Source organism: Kitasatospora sp. NPDC057904, from assembly GCF_042887925.1.
In the GTDB taxonomy this organism is placed as follows: Bacteria; Actinomycetota; Actinomycetes; order Streptomycetales; family Streptomycetaceae; genus Kitasatospora.
In genome coordinates this window covers 312,102-329,129 of record NZ_JBHVOL010000008.1, presented here as the reverse complement: position 1 = coordinate 329,129, position 17,028 = coordinate 312,102, and the positions used below count along the sequence as shown (strand labels likewise).

Below are 17,028 nucleotides of genomic sequence, written 5' to 3'. Positions count from 1 at the left end.
TTTCGCGCATAGACTGCGAGGCCGCCGAACGCACCTACCGGAGGAGGCACCATGAGCTTCTACGAGCGGCACCGCGAATTCGTCGAGGAGGTGCTGCGCACGGCCCCCGACGGCGTCCGCGTCGAATGGTCCGGCGACACGCTGATCATGCAGGCGGCTCCGCCCAACATTCACCAGCTGAGCATCATGCTCGTCCAGCGGCAGTTCGAGCGCCACGTCCCGGACGACTACGGTTTCAGCGGCAACAGCGCGCTGACCACCCCCGACGTGACGAAGGAGCGCTCCCCCGATCTGACCTATCTTCCGATCGCCTCCTTCGCTCGGGAGGGCAACACCACTCCCGCTGAGGAAGCCCTCATCGCGGTCGAGGTGGTCTCGCCGTCCAATGCGGGGAACGACTGGGTGGACAAGCTCCGCGACTACGCGGTGATGGGCATTCCGCTCTACCTGATCATCGATCCGCGGGAGGGCACGGTCACGCTGTTCTCCGAACCGAACCACGACCGCTACCACGCACGGCACGACCGGAAGTTCGGCGACAGCATGCGCATCCCCGATCCCTTCGGCTTCGATCTGGACCTGAGCGGGCTCGTGCGCTACCCCGACTGAGTGACCCGAGGGCTCTGAGGCCTCAGAGGCCGATCCGCAGTGGTGTGAGCCGGGTGGCGATCAGGTTGGTGGCGCCGCGGTCGCGTTCGATGTGGCCGTGGACGAGGAGGCCGGCCCGGTCGAGGGCGGTGCGGCGCTGGGACTCCCAGACCGGGCGGTTGCAGATCACGTTGATCAGACCGGTCTCGTCCTCCAGGCTGAGGAACAGCACCCCGCCGGCCGTCGGCGGCCGCTGCCGGTGGGTGACCAGGCCGCCGACCACCACCGCCGTCCCCGGTGGGACGTCCGGGAGTTGGGCCGCGGAGAGCGCGCCGCCGCGCTCCAGGTGGGCGCGCAGGTGCTGGAGCGGGTGGCTGGTGGCGGAGGTGCCGGTGGCCCACAGGTCCGCGATGGTCTCCTCGACCGGGCTCAGGCCGGGCAGCTCCGGCGCCTCCGTGCCGGGGGTGGTGCCGGGCAGCAGATCGGCCGAGATTCCGGCGAACGCGCCCGCCGACCACAGAGCCTGACGTCGCGTCAGCCCGAAGCAGTCGAACGCACCGGCCGTCGCCAGCGCCTCCAGCACGGGCGCGGTCAGACCCGTCCGGCGGGCGAAGTCCTCCAGGCCGGCGTACGGCTGCCCGGCCACGATCGCCTCGGCCTGCGGGGAACCGATGCCGCGGACGGTCTCCAGCCCGAGCCGGATCGCCGGCTGGGGACGGCCCGCCGTCAGCGGCGGCGCCGGCGTCGGCCCCCGGTACGGCTCCAGGCCGGGCCGCGCCCCGCTCGCGTTGACGTCCACCCCGCGCACCCGCACCCCGTGCCGCCGCGCGTCCGAGACCAGGCTGAGCGGCGAGTAGAAGCCCATCGGCTGGTTGGCCAGCAGGGCGCAGGCGAAGGCCGCCGGGAAGTGGTACTTGAGCCAGGCGCTCGCGTACACCAGGTAGGCAAAGCTGATCGCGTGGCTCTCCGGGAAGCCGTAGTTGGAGAACGCCTCGATCTTGCCGTAGACGTCCTCGGCCACCTCGGGCGGGATGCCGCGCTCCGCCATGCCGGTCAGCAGCCGCTCGCGCAGCCGGGCGACCCGCTCGTGCGACCGCTTGGCCCCCATCGCCTGCCGCAGCAGGTCCGCCTCCGCGGGCGTGAACCCGGCGCAGTCGATGGCGAGTTGCATCATCTGCTCCTGGAACAGCGGCACCCCGAGCGTCTTGCCGAGCGCGTTCTCCATCAACGGGTGCGGGCAGCCCGCCGGTTCGGCCCCGGCCCGCCGGCGCAGGTACGGGTGGACGGAACCGCCCTGGATCGGGCCGGGGCGGATCAGCGCCACCTCGACCACCAGGTCGTAGAAGTGGTCCGGCTTGAGCCGGGGCAGCGTCGCCATCTGCGCCCGCGACTCGACCTGGAACACCCCGACGGTGTCGGCCCGCCGCAGCATCGCGTACACGCCCTTGTCGTCGTCCGGGATGGACGCCAAGTCGTAGCGCAGGCCGTGGTGTTCGGCGATGAGGTCGCACGCGTCGTGCAGCGCGGCGAGCATGCCGAGCCCGAGCAGGTCGATCTTCACCAGTCCGGCCCCGGCCGTCGACTCCTTGTCCCACTGCAGGACCGAACGCCCGGGCATCCGGGCCCACTCGGTCGGGCAGATCTGGCCGATCGGCTCCTTCGTGAGCACCATGCCGCCCGAGTGGATGCCCAAGTGGCGGGGCAATCCGTGGAGTTGCTCAGCCAGCGACAGCACGTCGGCCGGGATGACGGCGTCCGCGCCGGGCGCCGAGCGGAAGTCGGTCTGCCGGCTGAACGCGTCCACCTGCCCCTGCGGGTAGCCGAGCACCCGGGCCGCGTCGCGGATCGCCAGGCGGGGCCGGTAGGTGATCACATTGGCCACCTGGGCGGCGTGCTCGCGCCCGTAACGGCGGTAGACGTACTGGATGACCTCCTCGCGGCGGCGGTTCTCGATGTCCAGGTCGATGTCGGGAGGCCCGTCCCGGGCGGTGGACAGGAAGCGCTCGAACAGCAGCTTGTAGTGGATCGGGTCGACGGCGGTGATCCCGAGGGCGAAGCAGACCGCCGAGTTGGCCGCCGACCCCCGGCCCTGGCACCAGATGTCCTCGCGGCGGCAGAAGTCCACGATGTCGTGCACGATCAGGAAGTAGCCGGCCAGGTCGAGGTCCTCGATGACGTCCAGCTCCTTGGCGAGCTGGCGCCGGGCGGCGGCGTTGCCCGCTCCGAATCGGGCCGGGCCGCCGGCCGCGACCAGGGCGCGCAAGTGGCCGATCTCGCTCCCGCCCTCGGGGACGGGGTAGCCGGGCAGCTCCGGATCCAGCTTCGCGAAGTCGAAGGCGCAGCTCCGGCCGAGCTCGGCGGTCGCCCGCTGCACCCCGGGGAAACGCGCCAGGCGGGCCGCCATCTCCCGCCCCGAGCGCAGGTGCGCGGTGCCGGACGCCTGCGTCCAGCCGGCCGCGTCCTGCAGCGTGCGGCGCTCGTGCAGCGCGGCCAGGCTCTGCGCGAGGCGGCCCTGGGCCGGGCCGGCGTGGTGCGCGTTCGTGGACGCGACGACGGGCAGGCGCAGCCGGGCCGCGAGCGCGGCGAGGGCGTCGTTGCGCCGGTCGTCGCCGGGCAGGCGCTGGTCGATCAGCTCGACGTGGACGTTCTCGCGGCCGAACAGCTCGGTGAGGGTGTGGAGTTGGCGTGCCGGGCTGCCGGGGGCGGGCGGAGGCGCGGACGGGGTGGCGGGCGGTGGCGCGAGCGAAGGCCTGAACGGGGTGGTGGGCGGATTCGCCGGCGGAGTGGCGGACAGGGCGGCGGGCACCCGGCCGAGGCGGCAGCCGGTGAGCACCGCCCAGTGGCCGTCGTGCGCCCCGGCCAGCGCCTCCACGTCGTACGCCGGCCGGCCCTTCGCGCCACCGGCCATCTGTGCGGCGGCGATCGCGGCGGAGAGGCGGCGGTAGCCCTCGGGGTCGCGGGCGAGGATGAGCAGGTGCTCGGCACGGCCCCCCTCGTGACGGATCGTCAGTTCTGCGCCGAAGGCGGTGGCCAGCCCCGTCCCCCGGGCGGCCTCGGCGAGCCGGACGGCACCGTACAGACCGTCGTGGTCGGTGAGCGCCAGCGTCTCCACGCCCAGCCGCAGCGCCTCGGCGACCAGATCCTCCGGGTCGCTCGCGCCGTCGAGGAAGCTGAAGGCGGAGTGCACGTGCAACTCGGCCCAGGGCTCGCTCGGGCGGGGGGCGGGACGGGGAACGTCTCCGTCGCGTCCCTCTCCGTTCCGGGCCTCCTCCCCGTTCCGGGCCTCTTCTCCGTTCCGGGCCTCTCTGCCTCGGGCCTCCCCGTCTCGGGCCTCCCCGTCCCGGGTGGGGCGGTGCAGCGGGACGACCTTGTCCGACGCTTCGCCGGTCATGCGGCGGCGCAGCTCACTCCAGGGGACGGTGGGGTGGCTGGTGAAGCCCATCGGGGATCGCCTTCGTTCTCGTGCTCTCGCTCCCCCCTCGGGTCGGTTCGGTGGCCGCTAGTCGTAGCCGGCCTCCAGGTACCACCCACCCCCCTCCACGGTCAGCAGCAGCGCCCGGCCGCCCACCACCACCTGGAACCGCGCCCGACGGCGGGCCAGCGACTGGTCCCACCAGTACTCGACCGCCGGCCACGGCCCGGTCCAGCCGTCCACCCGCTCCTCCCGCCCCCGCACCACGACCACGGCCGGCCGGCCCGACACCCCCGCCCGGCCGTCCACCGCCACCGGCCGCCCGTCCTCGTCCAGCACCCGCACCGGCACCGGCTCCCGCAGCACCACGGCCGGCCACACGTCCAGCAACCGCCCGGGCCACGGCGCACCGGCCGGCGCCGCCGCCTCGTACGGCTCGCCCCACGGCACCCTGACCGCCTGCTCCGCCGGACCACGCCCGCCCCCCGGCTCGATCCGCCGCAGCCCGGCATGCCCGAGCACCGCCTGCACCCGCGCCACCGCCCGCTCCACCCGGTCGTCCGCGACCGCCTGGCCCCACAGCGCCAACTGCCGCCCCTCGTCGGGCGACAGGCCGTCGGGGGCCAGGCGGAGGAGGACGAAGCCGGTGTCGGGGGCGGGGGCGGGGGGCCGGGTGGCCGCGTCGGCGGTGCCGTCGGGGCGGATGGGGTCGGCCGACCTGCGGGCGGGGCCGACGGACCCGCGGGTGGGGCCGACGGACCGGACTGGGCCGGTGTCGGGGCGTGTGCGGCCGGTGTCGGGGCGGGCGAGGCCGGCGTCGGGGCGGGCGAGGCCGGCGTCGGGGCCGCCCGGCCGAGGTCCGGAGCTGCCGCCGAAGCGAGCGCCGCCGGCGGCCGGAGCGTCAGCGGGACCGCCGGGCCTGGTTCCGGGGCCGGAGGTGCCATCAGGTCGGGCCCGAACGGCGGCGTGGCCGTCGGGTCCGGCCGCGCCGCTGTCCCGTCGGGGGTGGTCGGTGCCGGAGGTGCCATCGGGCCAGGTCCGGTCGGCGGCGTGGCCGGGTGCGGGGGTGAAGGCGCCAGCGCTCTGCCAGGCCTGGAGCTGCCAGCGGACCCGCTCGGCCAGTGCCGTCGCCGAAAGCCGGCCCTCGTGCCGCCACAGTCGCGACGCCGTCCGGCCGTCCGCACACTCCACCTCGACGGCCACCCGCTGGCAGGTCAGTCCCGCCGCGGCCAGTCGCCGGTGCAGTTGCTCGGCCAGCGTGCGGGCGACGAACACCAGTGGTTCGGCCAGTGTCTCCGGCGGGTCGAAGCGCTGCTCGACGGCCAGGTCGGGCCCCTCTCCGCGCGGCACCAGCGGGCGCGGGTGGAGGCCCCGGGCCAGCCGGTGCGCGGCCGTCCCGGTGGGGCCGAACCGGTCCGCGACGGCCTCCGGCGGCAGCGCGGCGAACGCCCCGACGGTGGGCAGCCCGAGCCGCCCCAGCAGCTCCGCCAGGTCCTCGTCGCCGAGCGCGCTCACCGGGTACGGCGCGAGGAACTCCGCCGTCCGGCCGGCCGGCACCAGCACCCCGGCCCTGGCCGCCAGCACGGCGGCGAACAGGCCGTCCGCCACGCCGACCTGGGCGTGGGGGGCGGTGGCCGTCGCGGGTTCCGCGTCCCGGCGCACGGGTTCTGCGTCCCGACGCACGGGCACCGCGTCCCCACCGGGGACGGCGTCCGGGACCGGCTCCTCGGCCAGCGCCGCCGCGACCGCCGTCCGGACCTTCGACGCCAGCGCCTCCTCGCCGCCGAAGTAGCGGCCCGGCCCCTTCACCGGGATGGCGCACAGGCCCGGACGGATCACCTCCACCCGGGGCGTGAACCCCGCCACCGCCGCGACCACCGGCTCGAACCGCCGTGTCTCCGCCTCCGGATCCCGGTCACGCAGCTCCAGCGCCGGGCAGAGCCGCTGCGCCAGCTTGAGCCGCTGCCCCTGCCGCACCCCGGCCGCCCGGGCTCCCGCCGAGCACGCGAGGATCCGCCCGCCCTCGGTCACCGCCACCGGGTCGTCGCCCGTGACGGCCACCACCGGCCAGTCCGGGCACCACACCACCAGCACGCGCGGCGTGCCTCCGCCCGCCATCTCACACCACCGCCACGCGCTCGGCGGCCTCGCCGACCTCGCCGATCTCGCCGATCTCGGCCGACTGCGCGACCTGCACGACCTGGGCAACCTTGGCAACCTTGGCAACCCGCGCGGCCTGAAGGGCAGCAACGGGCTCGGCGGGCTCGGCGGGACGGCGGCGCCCGCGCGGGTGCGCCTCCCCGAGCGGATGCACCGCCCCGGCGGCGCCGGACGCGCCAGGCAGGCGGCGCACACGTCCGAACGGCTCCGTCCCGACGACCGCTCCGGCCACCTCCCCCAGCGGGTGCACCCCATCGGAGGCGTCGGCCGCGCCGTTTTCGAACGCGTCCGTCTCCCCTGCGCCCCCCGCGGGCTCGCCGACCGGGCGGGCCGCGCCGTGCTCGTCCGGGAGCCAGAGGCGGGCGGTGCGGCCGGGGGCGGCCGAGCCGCGGCCCTCGGCCACCACCTCCACCTGCCGCCCGGCGAGCTGCCCGTACCCGTCCCCCAGTCCGAACCAGCGCCCGGAGCGCACGCCCAGCCGCAGGGCGGCCCCCGGCCACGGTCCGGCCACCAGCAGCACGCAGCCGCTGCGCCGCAGGACCGCCGCCAGCCGGGCGGCCAGGCGGGGCGGGACGGGGCCGTCCGGGCGGAGCATCACCAGTTCGACGGCGCCGGCCAGCACCGACACCACCTCGGCCCAGTGCGGCCCGGGGTCGTCCGCGACCAGCAGTCGCCGCAGGTCCAGCCCGTACCCCTCGGCGGCGGCGAGCCCCAGGTCGGGCAGGCCGACGGCCGCCGCCCAGCCGCCTCCGGTGTCCTTCGCCCCGGCGGCGAGCGCCAGGAGCAGCCCGGCGTCCCCGCCCGCGACGGACACGGCGGTGCCCCGGCGCAGCCCGCCTTCCGGCAGCAGCTCCCGCAGGGCGGGCACCACCGGCAGCAGTCCCCGTTCGGCGGCCGTGGCCTCCGTCGGCGCAGCCGTCGGCACCACCGGTCGGAGCGTGGGCCGCCCTCCGGTGGATTCGAAAACGGGTTCGATAACGAGCACACCCCCAGGATCGAACATTCGTTCGCAAAGATTCAAGTCCGAATGGGCCACCCCACCCGTCACGCTCCGTATTGCTGGGGACATGACAAGCAGCGCCGAAAGGCGAGGTGAGAGCCGTGCGCACGGCCTCCGCGCCCTGCAAGCCTCAGATCGGGAGCCCGACGATCCCCCACCCGCGCCGCTCGGCCTCGCCGACCACTTCCCCCCACCCGGACAGCAGCCCCGCGAAGTCGTCGAAGCCCTCGATCCTGCCGCCGGGGGAGGCCGCGAGGCGGTCGTACGGCTCCCGCACCCTCGGCAGGACCGGGACGATCTCCCGCCAGCGGCGGCTGAGCCGCGCCGTTTCAGCCGGGCCCCACGCGATCAGCGGCCCGGACCGCAGAACCGGGTCGTCGGGCGGGAAGACGCCGGCCTCCACCTGTTCGGTGTCGGTCTCGATCTCGGGACCCCACCAGATCAGCGCCCCGAGGAAGTCGTCCAGCAGCGCCCGCGGCTCGCGTCCCACGCCGCGCCGGGCGTGGTCCCAGCCGTCCGCGGCGCAGAAGTGCGACTTGTACGAGCCGCTGATGCCGTCGAACTCGAACCGTCCCAGCCACGACGGGCCCGGCTCGAACCACACCCAGCCGGCGTGGACGACGCGGTCGTCGTCGTCCGGGTACGCCGCGTCCTGGAGTGCGTCCGCCCGGTCGTCCGGCGCGATGCCCATGAGGTGGTCCCAGTCGACGACCAGGACCGTGATGTCAACACCCATGCGGCGAGGCTAGGGCACGCCGACGGGCCGCCAGACGAACACCTCGGTGGCCGGCTGACGGACCGAGAAGCGGCCCGCCGCGGAGGCGCGGGCCAGGAGCCGGCGCAGGTCGGCCTCGAACGCCGCCCGCCCGGGGCCGAACAGGTGCGGCGCCGAGAAGGACATCGAGAACACCCCGGCCACCACGTCGTCCACCGTCCGCTCCAGCACCAGCCCGCCGGGGACGACCACGCGCTCCGGGCCCGCGAAGCCCGCCCGGGCGAGGACGGCGGACTCGTTGCCGGGAGTGCCGGCGGCCAGGAGGCCCCGGCCCGCGCGCCGGACCGGGCCCAGGTAGCGGCGGACGAGCTCGCCGATCGCCGCGTCGGGGACGGGCGGGTGCGGGAGGCCTTCGGCGGGGCGGGGGTCGCGAAACTCCGCGCCAGGTTTCAGGTCCGGCTTCAGGTCCGAGACGTGCACGAGCGCTCCGCCGGGACGCAGCATGCCGCGGACGGTCGCCGCCACCAGGTCACGGTCCATCCAGTGGAAGGACTGGCCGAACGTCGCCACCGTGAACGTTCCCAGCCCGGCCGGAAGTTGCTCCGCCCGGATTCGCAACCAGGTGCTGCGGCCGGCCACTTCGGCCGCCTTCGCCGCCCGACGGGCCGCGGCGATCATCCCGGCGTCCGGATCCACCCCGACGACCTCCTCGAACCGGTGCGCCAGCAGCAGCGCCAACGTCCCCGGCCCGCAGCCCACGTCGAGCAGCCGCCCCCGGCCGTCCAGCCGCAGCACCCCGGCCAGCGCGTCCGCCAGGCCGGGCGCGTAGGGCAGCCTGCCGCGCTCGTAGTACGCGGCCGTGCCCGCGAACAGCGTCTCGTCCCACGTCCAGCCGTCGATCATGGCCGCCGCCTTCCAGGGTTCGCCCGCCTCGGATCCGCGGATGTGACGCTACGCCACATCCGTCCGGCGAAAACCGGTGGACAGCCCCGGGGCCGTCCACAGACTGGTCCCATGACCGCCACCGACCCCAAGGCCGATCTCCGCGTCTACCTCCAGGACGCCCGCGACGTCCTGCTCTGGAAGCTCGACGGCCTCTCCGAGTACGACCTCCGCCGCCCGCTCACCCCGACCGGCACCAACCTGCTCGGCCTCGTCAAGCACCTCACCGGCGCCGAGGCGCTCTACTTCGGCGACACCTTCGGCCGCCCCTTCCCCGAACCCACCCCGCTCTGGATCACCGGCGCCGCCGAACCGAACGCCGACCTCTGGGCCAGGGCCGACGAGACCACGGAGGACGTCGTCGGGCGCTACCGCCGGGCCTGCGCGCACGCGGACGAGACGATCGAGGCGCTGCCCCTCGACGCGGTCGGCCAGGTGCCGTTCGGCGCACGGTCGAAGCAGACGCTCCACCGGGTCCTGGTCCACATGGTCTCCGAGACCCACCGGCACGCCGGCCACGCCGACCTCGTCCGCGAACTCGTCGACGGCGCCACCGGCCAGCGCCCCGACGGCGCCAACACGGCTCCGGGCGACGCCCCTTGGTGGGCCGCCCACCACGCCCGCGTGGAGCGCGCCGCGCGGGACGCCGGGCTCAGCTGACCTCGGCGTCCGCAGCGAGCCGGAGACCGCCGGCGGCGTGGCGCCGGGCCGTGGTCACCCGCAGCAGCCGGCTGCCGAGCAGGCTGTACATGGCCAGATGGCTCTCGTCGATGCCGTCGTCGGCGCCAGTGCCGGTGCCAGTGCCGGTGCTGGTGTCGGCGCTCGTGCCGGTGTCGGCGTCGTCGGTCATGTGGCGCTCCATCAGTGGGCATGGGTGCGGGTGTGCTTCCGCAGGTCCTCACCCTGATCGGGTACGAGACGGCCCGCAACGGGATTTGATGGGCCATGGCCTACGTCCGCCGAGCACCGGCTACACGTACCGGCGCGCCGTCGCGACGAAGGCGTCGATCGACTCCCGGCTGCCGTCCCGCCGGGCGGTGACGTCCTGCCGGTCCACCGCCGCCCGGTCGATCCTGCCGATCCGCTCGAAGGCCTCCCCGGCAACGGCCAGAAGCTCGGGCTCGTCAACGAGCAACTGGAGCTGGAACAGGGCCCGCTGCGCCCCGGAGCGCGTCTCGAACGACCGCTTGCGCAACTCGACCTCGTCCTCGGCGTCACGCCCCTCGTGCACGCAGAACCAGTGGTGCAGTGCGGCCTGCCGGTACTCCACGAGCAGTCCGGCGTACGAGCCGAAGGCCTCCAGCCGCTCCTGCCGACCGCGCTCCAGGCGGGCGTTGTACTCCGTGCGGAGTGCGGCGCGCCGCTGGAAGACGTGCGTCACCGTCGACCCAGGAGCGTGCCGAGGACCGCGATGATGCTCGTGACCATGGCATTCATGCCGCACATGCAACCAGACGCCCCAGGGGCACCGACCACGGAGGTGGACGGGGTTCACGGCACCTCGCTTGCGGGCAAGCCACCCTCCAGCCGTATCCCCAACCTCACGGGACAGAACACCTAGGCTTCCCGGCATGACGATGCAGGGCGTGGAACTGGCCGCCCGCTGCGACGGGTGCGGGGGCACGGCTACGCGGTGGGTGCGACAGTTCGTCCAGGAGCGGGGGCCTAGGCAGGGGCGAGGCCCGGACTGGGAGCTGTGGTGGGACTCCGAAGGGTCCTGCCGGGACTGCGGCGCCGCCTGGTGCGAGCACGCGGGGCCGGAGCCGGCGCCGGAGGCCGTCCGGGAGGCGCTGCTGACCGCGCACGGGCCGTTCCGGCTGCGGCCGGTCGGGGCTTCGGTCGATGCGGTGGCGGCACTGCGGGTGTTCCGGACCTTTCGGGCTTCCCCGGCGCTCCCGGAGGGCGACGGGGCCGTCCCGCTCGGTCGGGCGCGTGAACTGCTCGGCGAGTTCCGTGATTTCGGCCTGGTCGGGACGGAGGCCGAGATGACCGTCCTGGGTCTGCTGCTGCGGGATCACGGCGTTCCGGCCGAGGTGTCGACCGGCCCGGGGCGGGCGTACCGGTACGTAGGACCGCCGGAGTTGTGGGGTGGCGGCGGACCGGGTGGGCAACTGGTGCGGACGGAGCCCGAGTTTGCCGACTGGCTGGGCGAACGGACCGCCGCGGAGCTCGCGGAACCGTTCACCTTCGTCGTCGACCTCGCCGGCTTCCTGCGCCTCGCCCCGCGCCGCAGTGAGCACGTGGTCTGCGCGGGCGGCGAGTTGGTGCTGAGCGCCGGGGAGGTCCGTTTCGAGCGGGGTGACGACGCGGGCTTCGACGGCTGGACGGCCGAGGAGGTCAGCAACCAGTCCACCGGATACTGTCCGGACGTCGTGTCCTGGCCTGCCGTCGCCGCGGCGCTGGAGCGGATCGGCGTGCGCCGCCCGGGCGGCTTCACGCACGGGATCGTGTTCCGGCGCTGCCCGGGCTGCCGGGGCGTCAACATCGTCCGCGAGGGCTCCTTCGTGTGCGTGTTCTGCGACGGCGACCTGCCGGTCCGGTGGAACGTGGACGACGGATCACGGGTGTAGTGCGGGCCCGGTGCGGGGGTGTCGGCGACGGCCGTTAGGGTCGGGGTGGTCAGCCGGGGTGGTCGGGGGTCGTACGGGGAGGGTGGTGGGCTCGTGGGGTACGGGCTGGTGATGGCCGGGGAGCTTCCGGCCGGGGTGGTGCACACGGGGAGCCGGGAGTTCCTGGAGCGGGAGGGCCTGCCGCGGACGGGGGCGTTCCTGGACTTCGGGCGCTTCGGGGACGGACCGCTGGAGTCGGTGGAGCTGTCGTCGTCTGCGGAACCGTCCGCCTTGGCGGAGGCCGCCGGGGCTCCGGCCGCTGGAGCCCAGGCGGCCGGGCCGCTGTTCGTGCTGGGCGAGACGGAGTACTGCGCACCGTTCGCGCGCGCCGGGAACACGGTGCTGCTGGACGGTGTCACCGGCGAGGTGTTCCTCGCGAAGCCGTCGGGCGAGCACCTGGACCGCGACCTCCTGGCCTCCGACCTGCCCGCGCTGGCCGCGATGGTGCGGGAGGTCGAGTCGGTGGCGGAGACCGCCCGCCGGCCCGACGCGCTGGACGGGCGGCGCGGTCCGGCCGTCGTGGCCGAGGTGATGGCGGCGGCGGACCGCCGACTGCGGGAGCTCGACCCCGGGCTGTTCGGCCGCTCGGACGTCCCGCCCGCGCACTGGGGCACGACGCTGCTGGTGCGGGCCCTGGGCTGGGGCGCGCTGCCCGGCGGCCCGGACGGGCCCGCGTACGAGATCGGCGCGGACCTGGTCGCGGAGATCGCGACGCTGACGGACGAGGGCTTGGTGCACCGCTACCGTCCCGAGGAACTGCCGCCCGGCCTCGTGCACGAGCCGACGCGCCGGCTGCTGACCGGGATCGGCCTGCCGCTGGGCGGGGCGATGTTCGGGGTGTCCGAGGAACCGCTGGTCACCATGGGCGAGGCGTACCCGGAGTACTTCGACGGCGAGGAGGAGCGCCCCTACCAGCGCGACTTCGTCGCCCTCGGGCACTGGCCGACGGACCTCGTGATCGCGCTGGACGGCGCGACCGGCCTGCTGGAGCTGCCCGACTGGTACGACGACGGCGAACCCGAGGCCTACCTCAACCGCGACCTCTCCGCCCTGCTCTACTCGCTGTGGACGTACGAGCGCATGCGCGCCGAGTGGGAGCGCTGGGACTACGGCCTGGGCCGCGACACCTGGGCGGTGTTCGACCCGCAGTCGCTGCTGAGCACCGCCGTCGACGGCGTGGTCGAGGCCCTCGACCCGGAGGCGTTCGCGCCCGGGCGGTCGTGGCGGCTGCTCGCCGAGGACGCGCACATGGGCGGCCTGCTGGGGTGAACCCGGGCCTTGGGCGGCGGCTGGGGTGAACCCGGGCCTTGGGGGCCGCCGTCACGGGGTTCGCGGCCGCCCTGCGGGAGCGGCCCCGCGGCGGTGCGAACACGAAGGGTGGCCGCCCCGCCGCACGTCCTGCTCCGCGCCCTGCCACACGCTGCGCCGCACAATCCGAGGCACACCCTGCGGCGAACCGGTCGTGCCTGCTCGCAGGCCGGTACGCTGCCTCGGTGACGAACATCCGTACGGCGACCGCGCGAAGACGGGCGGTCCTGCTCGGCGTCGGCGCGGCACTGTCGCTCGTCGGCGCGGGCGTCGTGTACGGGGTGCTGTACGCACGGTCACTGGACTTCGCGGAGCGCTGCGAGCGGGGCCTGGTGACCGGCAGCGGACAGCTGCTGGAGACGGGCGCCTCGTGGCTCCCGCCCGACGCGTGGTGCCGGTTCGAGGACGGGAGTGTGTCCACCACGCCGTTCTGGGCACTGCTGCTCTTCTACGCACTGCTGACGACGGCAGTGTGGGCCCTGACCGCCCTGGCGCGGGTCCGCCGTCCGCACCCGCTGCCCGGGGCTGAGTGGCAGGTGGGACACGGGCGGGGCTGGTAGACGCCGACGGAGCTGGTAGGCGCGGACGAATTCCTCCTTCAGACGTTTTGGAGAACGTTTTTGACGTCTCGCCAGGTGCGCCGGTGGTGCGGCTCGGCAGGCGGTCCCCACACTCGTGCGGACGGCGGACCGCTCGAAGCGGCGCCCTGAAACGACGCCCTGAAACGACACCGCCGCCACGAAGCAGCGTCGCCGACTTGAAGTTGCCGCAACGGCAGCTCCTACCGTCGTGACCAGGGCCGGAGCAACCGGCCCGGGAACGGCGAACGTGCGGGAACACAACCTGGAGGAGGCGGCCATGGCCTGGCCGATCGCGGAGGTCGCCCGGATGTCGGGCGTCACCGCCCGGACCCTGCGGCACTACGACGAGATCGGGCTGCTGCCCCCGGCGTGGATCGGCTCCAACGGTCACCGCTACTACGAGGAGCGGCAGTTGCTGCATCTGCAGCAGATCCTCGTGCTGCGGGCACTGGGCGTCGGGCTGACCGAGATCGCCCGGATCCTCGGCGAGCAGGTGGACGAACTGGAGGCCCTGCGCGGCCACCACCACCGGTTGGTCGCCGAGCGGGACCGGCTGGACGGCCTGGCCACCACCGTCTCCCGCACGATCGCCGAACTGGAACGATCCAGGAAGGACGGCACACCCATGACCAGCATCAACCGCCCGGAGAACCTGTTCGAGGGCATCCAGCCCACGGACGTCGCGGAGAGCCTCCGCGACTTCCCCGAGCACGCGGAGGCCGCCTTGCGGGCGACCGCCACGATGTCCCCGGCCGAGGTCGAGGCCGGCCAGCGCGAACGGACCGCGCAGATGATCCGGCTCGCCGAGTTCATGACGGACGGCCTCCCGGCCGACGCCGAACCCGTGCAGACCAAGATCGACACGGAGTACCGGGCCCTCATCGCGCTCCGACCGGTCCCCGTCGAGGAGTACCTCGCGATCGCCCGGTCCTGCGTGGAGCACGAGCAGTGGCACGCCGTCTACGAGGCCGTCGCCCCGGCCCTGGCCGCCTACCAGCGGGCCGCCATGGAGGCCTACGCGGCGGCGCGGCTCTCCTGAGCCGGTCCTGCGGGTAACAGCCGGTCGGGGCAGCCGGTGGAAGGCCACGGCTGATCAGGACGGTCAAGGAGGTCAGGACGGTCGATGATGGCCGGTCAGGGCCGTCAGGGCGGTCGGCGCGGTGGGGCGGTCTGGGGCCGGTCTGGGGCGGTCGGTGGCAGGCCACGGCCGCGGGACGCTGCTCGGGCCGGGCCGCCGCTCCGGCCGCCCCGAGCAGCGACCTCCCGGCCCGGCGGCGGCCTCACTCGGTGCGCAGCGCCGTGACCGTCCGGGTGCGGGCCGCCCAGGTCGCGGGCAGGAGGGCGCCGATCAGCGCCAGCACCAGGCCGCCGAGTATCAGCGGCCCCACCACCGAGGGGGCGAACACGGCCAGGTCCGCCTCGGGCACCCCGACCCCGGCGGCGCTCGCCGTGGCCGGCATCACCCAGTGGTGCACCAGGATCCCGATCGGCACTCCGACCAGCCCGGCCACCAGCCCGCTCCCGCAGACGGAGGTGAGCACCATGCCGACCGTCTGCCGGGGCGACATCCCGAGCGCCTTGAACACCCCGAGGTCGTGCACCCGTTCGCGGGTGTCCAGCAGCACCGTGTTGAGAACGCCGAGGCCGGCCACCGCGATCAGCAGCAGGGTCAGTGTCCCGGCCAGGGTGTTCATCGCGAGGACGACGAGGTTGAGGTGCGTCCCACCGGGCTCGGCGCCGAGGCCCAGTGGCCGGACGGCGGCGTCGAGCCCGTCCGCGTACGCCTTGGCATCGGTGCCGGCGGTGAGGTCGATGTGGTAGGCGATCGCTTCGGCGTGGACGGGCGAGCCCAGCGCGGTCGGCGCGGCCCGGTCGACGAAGACCAGGTCGTTGGTGGCCAGCACCTCACCGGTGATCCGAACCGGGGTGGAGCGCCCCTGGTCGGTGAGGGTGATGGTGTCGCCCACCTTCGCCTGGTTGGCCCGGAGGTAGCCGGAGCCGACCACCGCCTCGCCGGGGCCGTTGAACCAGCGGCCCGAGACCATCTGGTAGCCGCTCCAGGAGGCGTCGCCGGAGAAGGCCACCACTTCGGAGCGGGCGGTGTTCCCGGCCACCGCGACCGAGGTCGGAACGGTGCTGTACCAGGCCCGGGTGCCGGGGCGGGTGTCGATCGCCCCGGCCACGGCCGCCTCGTCCACGTGGTCGGGGACCTTCACGGAGCCGTCGATCGGGGCCTCCACCACGACCTTGCCCGCGTGCTCGGCCGTCAGGCCCTCCTGGAAGCCGGTGAGCGAGAGCGTGAGGCCGACGCAGAGCGTGACCCCTGCGGTGCCGAGCACCACGGCGGCGGCGGTGGTCGCCGAGCGGCCAGGTCGGTTGAACGGACTCGCCAGCCCGAGGCTCAGGGCACGCGGCAGCGACAGTCGGCCGATCAGCCGCTGGACCGCGGCCACCGGGCCCGAGCCCGCCGCACCGCCGCCGCGGGCCGTGGCCCGCTTGGCGCCCGGCGCCGTGCGGCCGACCGCGAGCGCCTCGACCGTGCGCAGCCGGCCGGCGCGCAGGGCGGGCACCAGTGCGGTGGCCACCACGGCGGCCAGGGCGACGGCCGGCACCGCGAGGTCCACCCAGAGCGGTATGCCGAGCAGGCCGCCGTGCAGGGCCTTGTGGGCCAGCCCGAGGACGGGGACGGAGAGCACGTTCCCGCCGAGCACGCCGAGCGCGGTGCCGATCCCGGCGGGGATCAGCGCCTGGCCGACGTAGGCGCGAGCCACTTGGGCCGGGGTGAAGCCGAGCGACTTGAGGATGCCGATCCGCCGGGTCGCCGCGCTGACGGCGCCGCTGACCACCACCCCGATGATCAGCACCGACATGGCCAGGCCGAGCACCCCGAAGGCCGTCACGAACGGGACGAAGGTCGCCGCCGTCCGGTTGGCCTCCGCCTGCGCCGGTCGGTAGGAGGTGGCCGTGGTGAGCGCGCCGGGCGGCGCCGCGGCGACGAGCGCGGCGTGATCCGCATCGACCTCGGCGTCGGTGGCGGCGTGGGCGAAGCGGTAGAGGTACTGCTGGGCGGGCACCATACCGGGCGCGGTCAGCGCGGGGACCTGCCCGGGGGCGACCCAGCCGTCCGCGCTCCAGGAGACGGAGGAGGCGATGCCGACGACCTTGAGGGTCGGCCTGCCTGGCAGGTCGGGGAAGGCCATGCTGTCGCCGACGGCCAACGGCGAGTGGCCGTCCAGGAACACCACCTCACCGGGGCCCGCGACCCACCGGCCCATCAGCATGTGCAGGTCGTCCATCGGACCGCCCTGCTCCCGGCCGACCAGCGTCAGTGGCGGGAGCGGGCTCCCGGGCGGCGGGATCCGGGTGTCCGGCCCGGACCGCGCCTGCACCGTGACCGCCGGGTAGGGGCCGGCCGAGGCCGTCACACCGGGGACGTGCTCGGTCGCCGCGAGCTGCGCGGGAGTCGCCTTGGCCGGGTCGTACAGCACGTTCAGGTGTGCGCCGCGCTGGTCGGCGAAGGAGCGCTGGTAGGGCCCCTGCGCGGCGACCAGCAGCCCCATCGCGAGGATGCACGCCGTCACGGACATCATCGTGGTGAGGACCATGACGAGCGTCTGCACCCGCTTGCGCCCGACCCCGGCCCGAACCACCTTGCTCAGCGCGCTCATGCGCCCACCTCCCTTCCGTCGGCAGGGGCGATCGCCCACCCGCGC

14 protein-coding genes are annotated in these 17,028 nt (G+C 74.8%); 6 read left to right on the top strand and 8 right to left on the bottom strand.

Annotated elements, in window-relative coordinates:
- Positions 1 to 51: 51 nt before the first annotated feature.
- A complete protein-coding gene (locus ACFVSN_RS22415; RefSeq protein ID WP_387593172.1) occupies positions 52 to 609 on the top strand; it encodes a Uma2 family endonuclease in 558 nt (185 codons plus the stop codon).
- Between the two features lie 22 nt (positions 610 to 631).
- Here ACFVSN_RS22415 and ACFVSN_RS22410 read toward each other — a convergent pair whose 3' ends face one another.
- From ACFVSN_RS22410 to ACFVSN_RS22390, 5 genes are all read right to left on the bottom strand, one after another.
- The gene (locus tag ACFVSN_RS22410) at positions 632 to 3,775 is read right to left on the bottom strand and encodes an error-prone DNA polymerase (protein ID WP_387593175.1); all 3,144 of its coding nucleotides are present in this window, start codon (positions 3,773 to 3,775) and stop codon (positions 632 to 634) included.
- A gap of 312 nt (positions 3,776 to 4,087) precedes the next feature.
- Positions 4,088 to 6,118 carry a hypothetical protein gene (locus tag ACFVSN_RS22405; RefSeq protein WP_387593178.1) on the bottom strand — a complete coding sequence of 677 codons (2,031 nt, stop codon included), beginning with the start codon at positions 6,116 to 6,118 and terminating at the stop codon, positions 4,088 to 4,090.
- A 1-nt stretch (position 6,119) separates the two neighbouring features.
- Positions 6,120 to 7,088 carry a hypothetical protein gene (locus ACFVSN_RS22400; protein ID WP_387956448.1) on the bottom strand — a complete coding sequence of 323 codons (969 nt, stop codon included), beginning with the start codon at positions 7,086 to 7,088 and terminating at the stop codon, positions 6,120 to 6,122.
- 202 nt (positions 7,089 to 7,290) lie between these two features.
- Complete coding sequence (locus ACFVSN_RS22395; RefSeq protein ID WP_387593184.1) at positions 7,291 to 7,896, bottom strand: hypothetical protein; 606 nt, start codon at positions 7,894 to 7,896, stop codon at positions 7,291 to 7,293.
- Positions 7,897 to 7,905: 9 nt separating this feature from the next.
- On the bottom strand, positions 7,906 to 8,778 hold the full coding sequence (locus ACFVSN_RS22390; RefSeq protein WP_387593187.1) for a class I SAM-dependent methyltransferase: 873 nt from the start codon (positions 8,776 to 8,778) through the stop codon (positions 7,906 to 7,908).
- Positions 8,779 to 8,889: 111 nt separating this feature from the next.
- Here ACFVSN_RS22390 and ACFVSN_RS22385 point away from each other — a divergent pair, with 111 nt between their 5' ends.
- Entirely contained in the window at positions 8,890 to 9,477 is a 588-nt protein-coding gene (locus ACFVSN_RS22385; protein ID WP_387593190.1) for a DinB family protein, read from the top strand.
- On the opposite strand, the gene ACFVSN_RS22380 is transcribed toward ACFVSN_RS22385, so the two are convergent.
- Both ACFVSN_RS22380 and ACFVSN_RS22375 read right to left on the bottom strand, forming a co-directional pair.
- Positions 9,470 to 9,667 (bottom strand): hypothetical protein, encoded by a 198-nt coding sequence (locus ACFVSN_RS22380; RefSeq protein ID WP_387593193.1) that lies wholly within the window; start codon positions 9,665 to 9,667, stop codon positions 9,470 to 9,472. The genes ACFVSN_RS22385 and ACFVSN_RS22380 overlap by 8 nt on opposite strands.
- A 120-nt stretch (positions 9,668 to 9,787) precedes the next feature.
- Entirely contained in the window at positions 9,788 to 10,198 is a 411-nt protein-coding gene (locus tag ACFVSN_RS22375) for a hypothetical protein (protein WP_387593196.1), read from the bottom strand.
- A 190-nt stretch (positions 10,199 to 10,388) separates the two neighbouring features.
- Here ACFVSN_RS22375 and ACFVSN_RS22370 point away from each other — a divergent pair, with 190 nt between their 5' ends.
- From ACFVSN_RS22370 to ACFVSN_RS22355, 4 genes are all read left to right on the top strand, one after another.
- A complete protein-coding gene (locus tag ACFVSN_RS22370; protein WP_387593199.1) occupies positions 10,389 to 11,387 on the top strand; it encodes a hypothetical protein in 999 nt (332 codons plus the stop codon).
- 93 nt (positions 11,388 to 11,480) lie between these two features.
- The gene (locus ACFVSN_RS22365; protein ID WP_387593202.1) at positions 11,481 to 12,695 is read left to right on the top strand and encodes an SUKH-4 family immunity protein; all 1,215 of its coding nucleotides are present in this window, start codon (positions 11,481 to 11,483) and stop codon (positions 12,693 to 12,695) included.
- Positions 12,696 to 12,919: 224 nt separating this feature from the next.
- Positions 12,920 to 13,294: a hypothetical protein gene (locus ACFVSN_RS22360; protein ID WP_380437465.1), complete on the top strand. Its 375-nt coding sequence runs from the start codon at positions 12,920 to 12,922 to the stop codon at positions 13,292 to 13,294.
- Between the two features lie 298 nt (positions 13,295 to 13,592).
- Positions 13,593 to 14,354, top strand: coding sequence for a MerR family transcriptional regulator (locus ACFVSN_RS22355; RefSeq protein WP_387956468.1), 762 nt, complete (start codon positions 13,593 to 13,595; stop codon positions 14,352 to 14,354).
- A gap of 241 nt (positions 14,355 to 14,595) precedes the next feature.
- On the opposite strand, the gene ACFVSN_RS22350 is transcribed toward ACFVSN_RS22355, so the two are convergent.
- Positions 14,596 to 16,983, bottom strand: coding sequence for an FtsX-like permease family protein (locus ACFVSN_RS22350; RefSeq protein WP_387593204.1), 2,388 nt, complete (start codon positions 16,981 to 16,983; stop codon positions 14,596 to 14,598).
- Between the last annotated feature and the right edge of the window lie 45 nt (positions 16,984 to 17,028).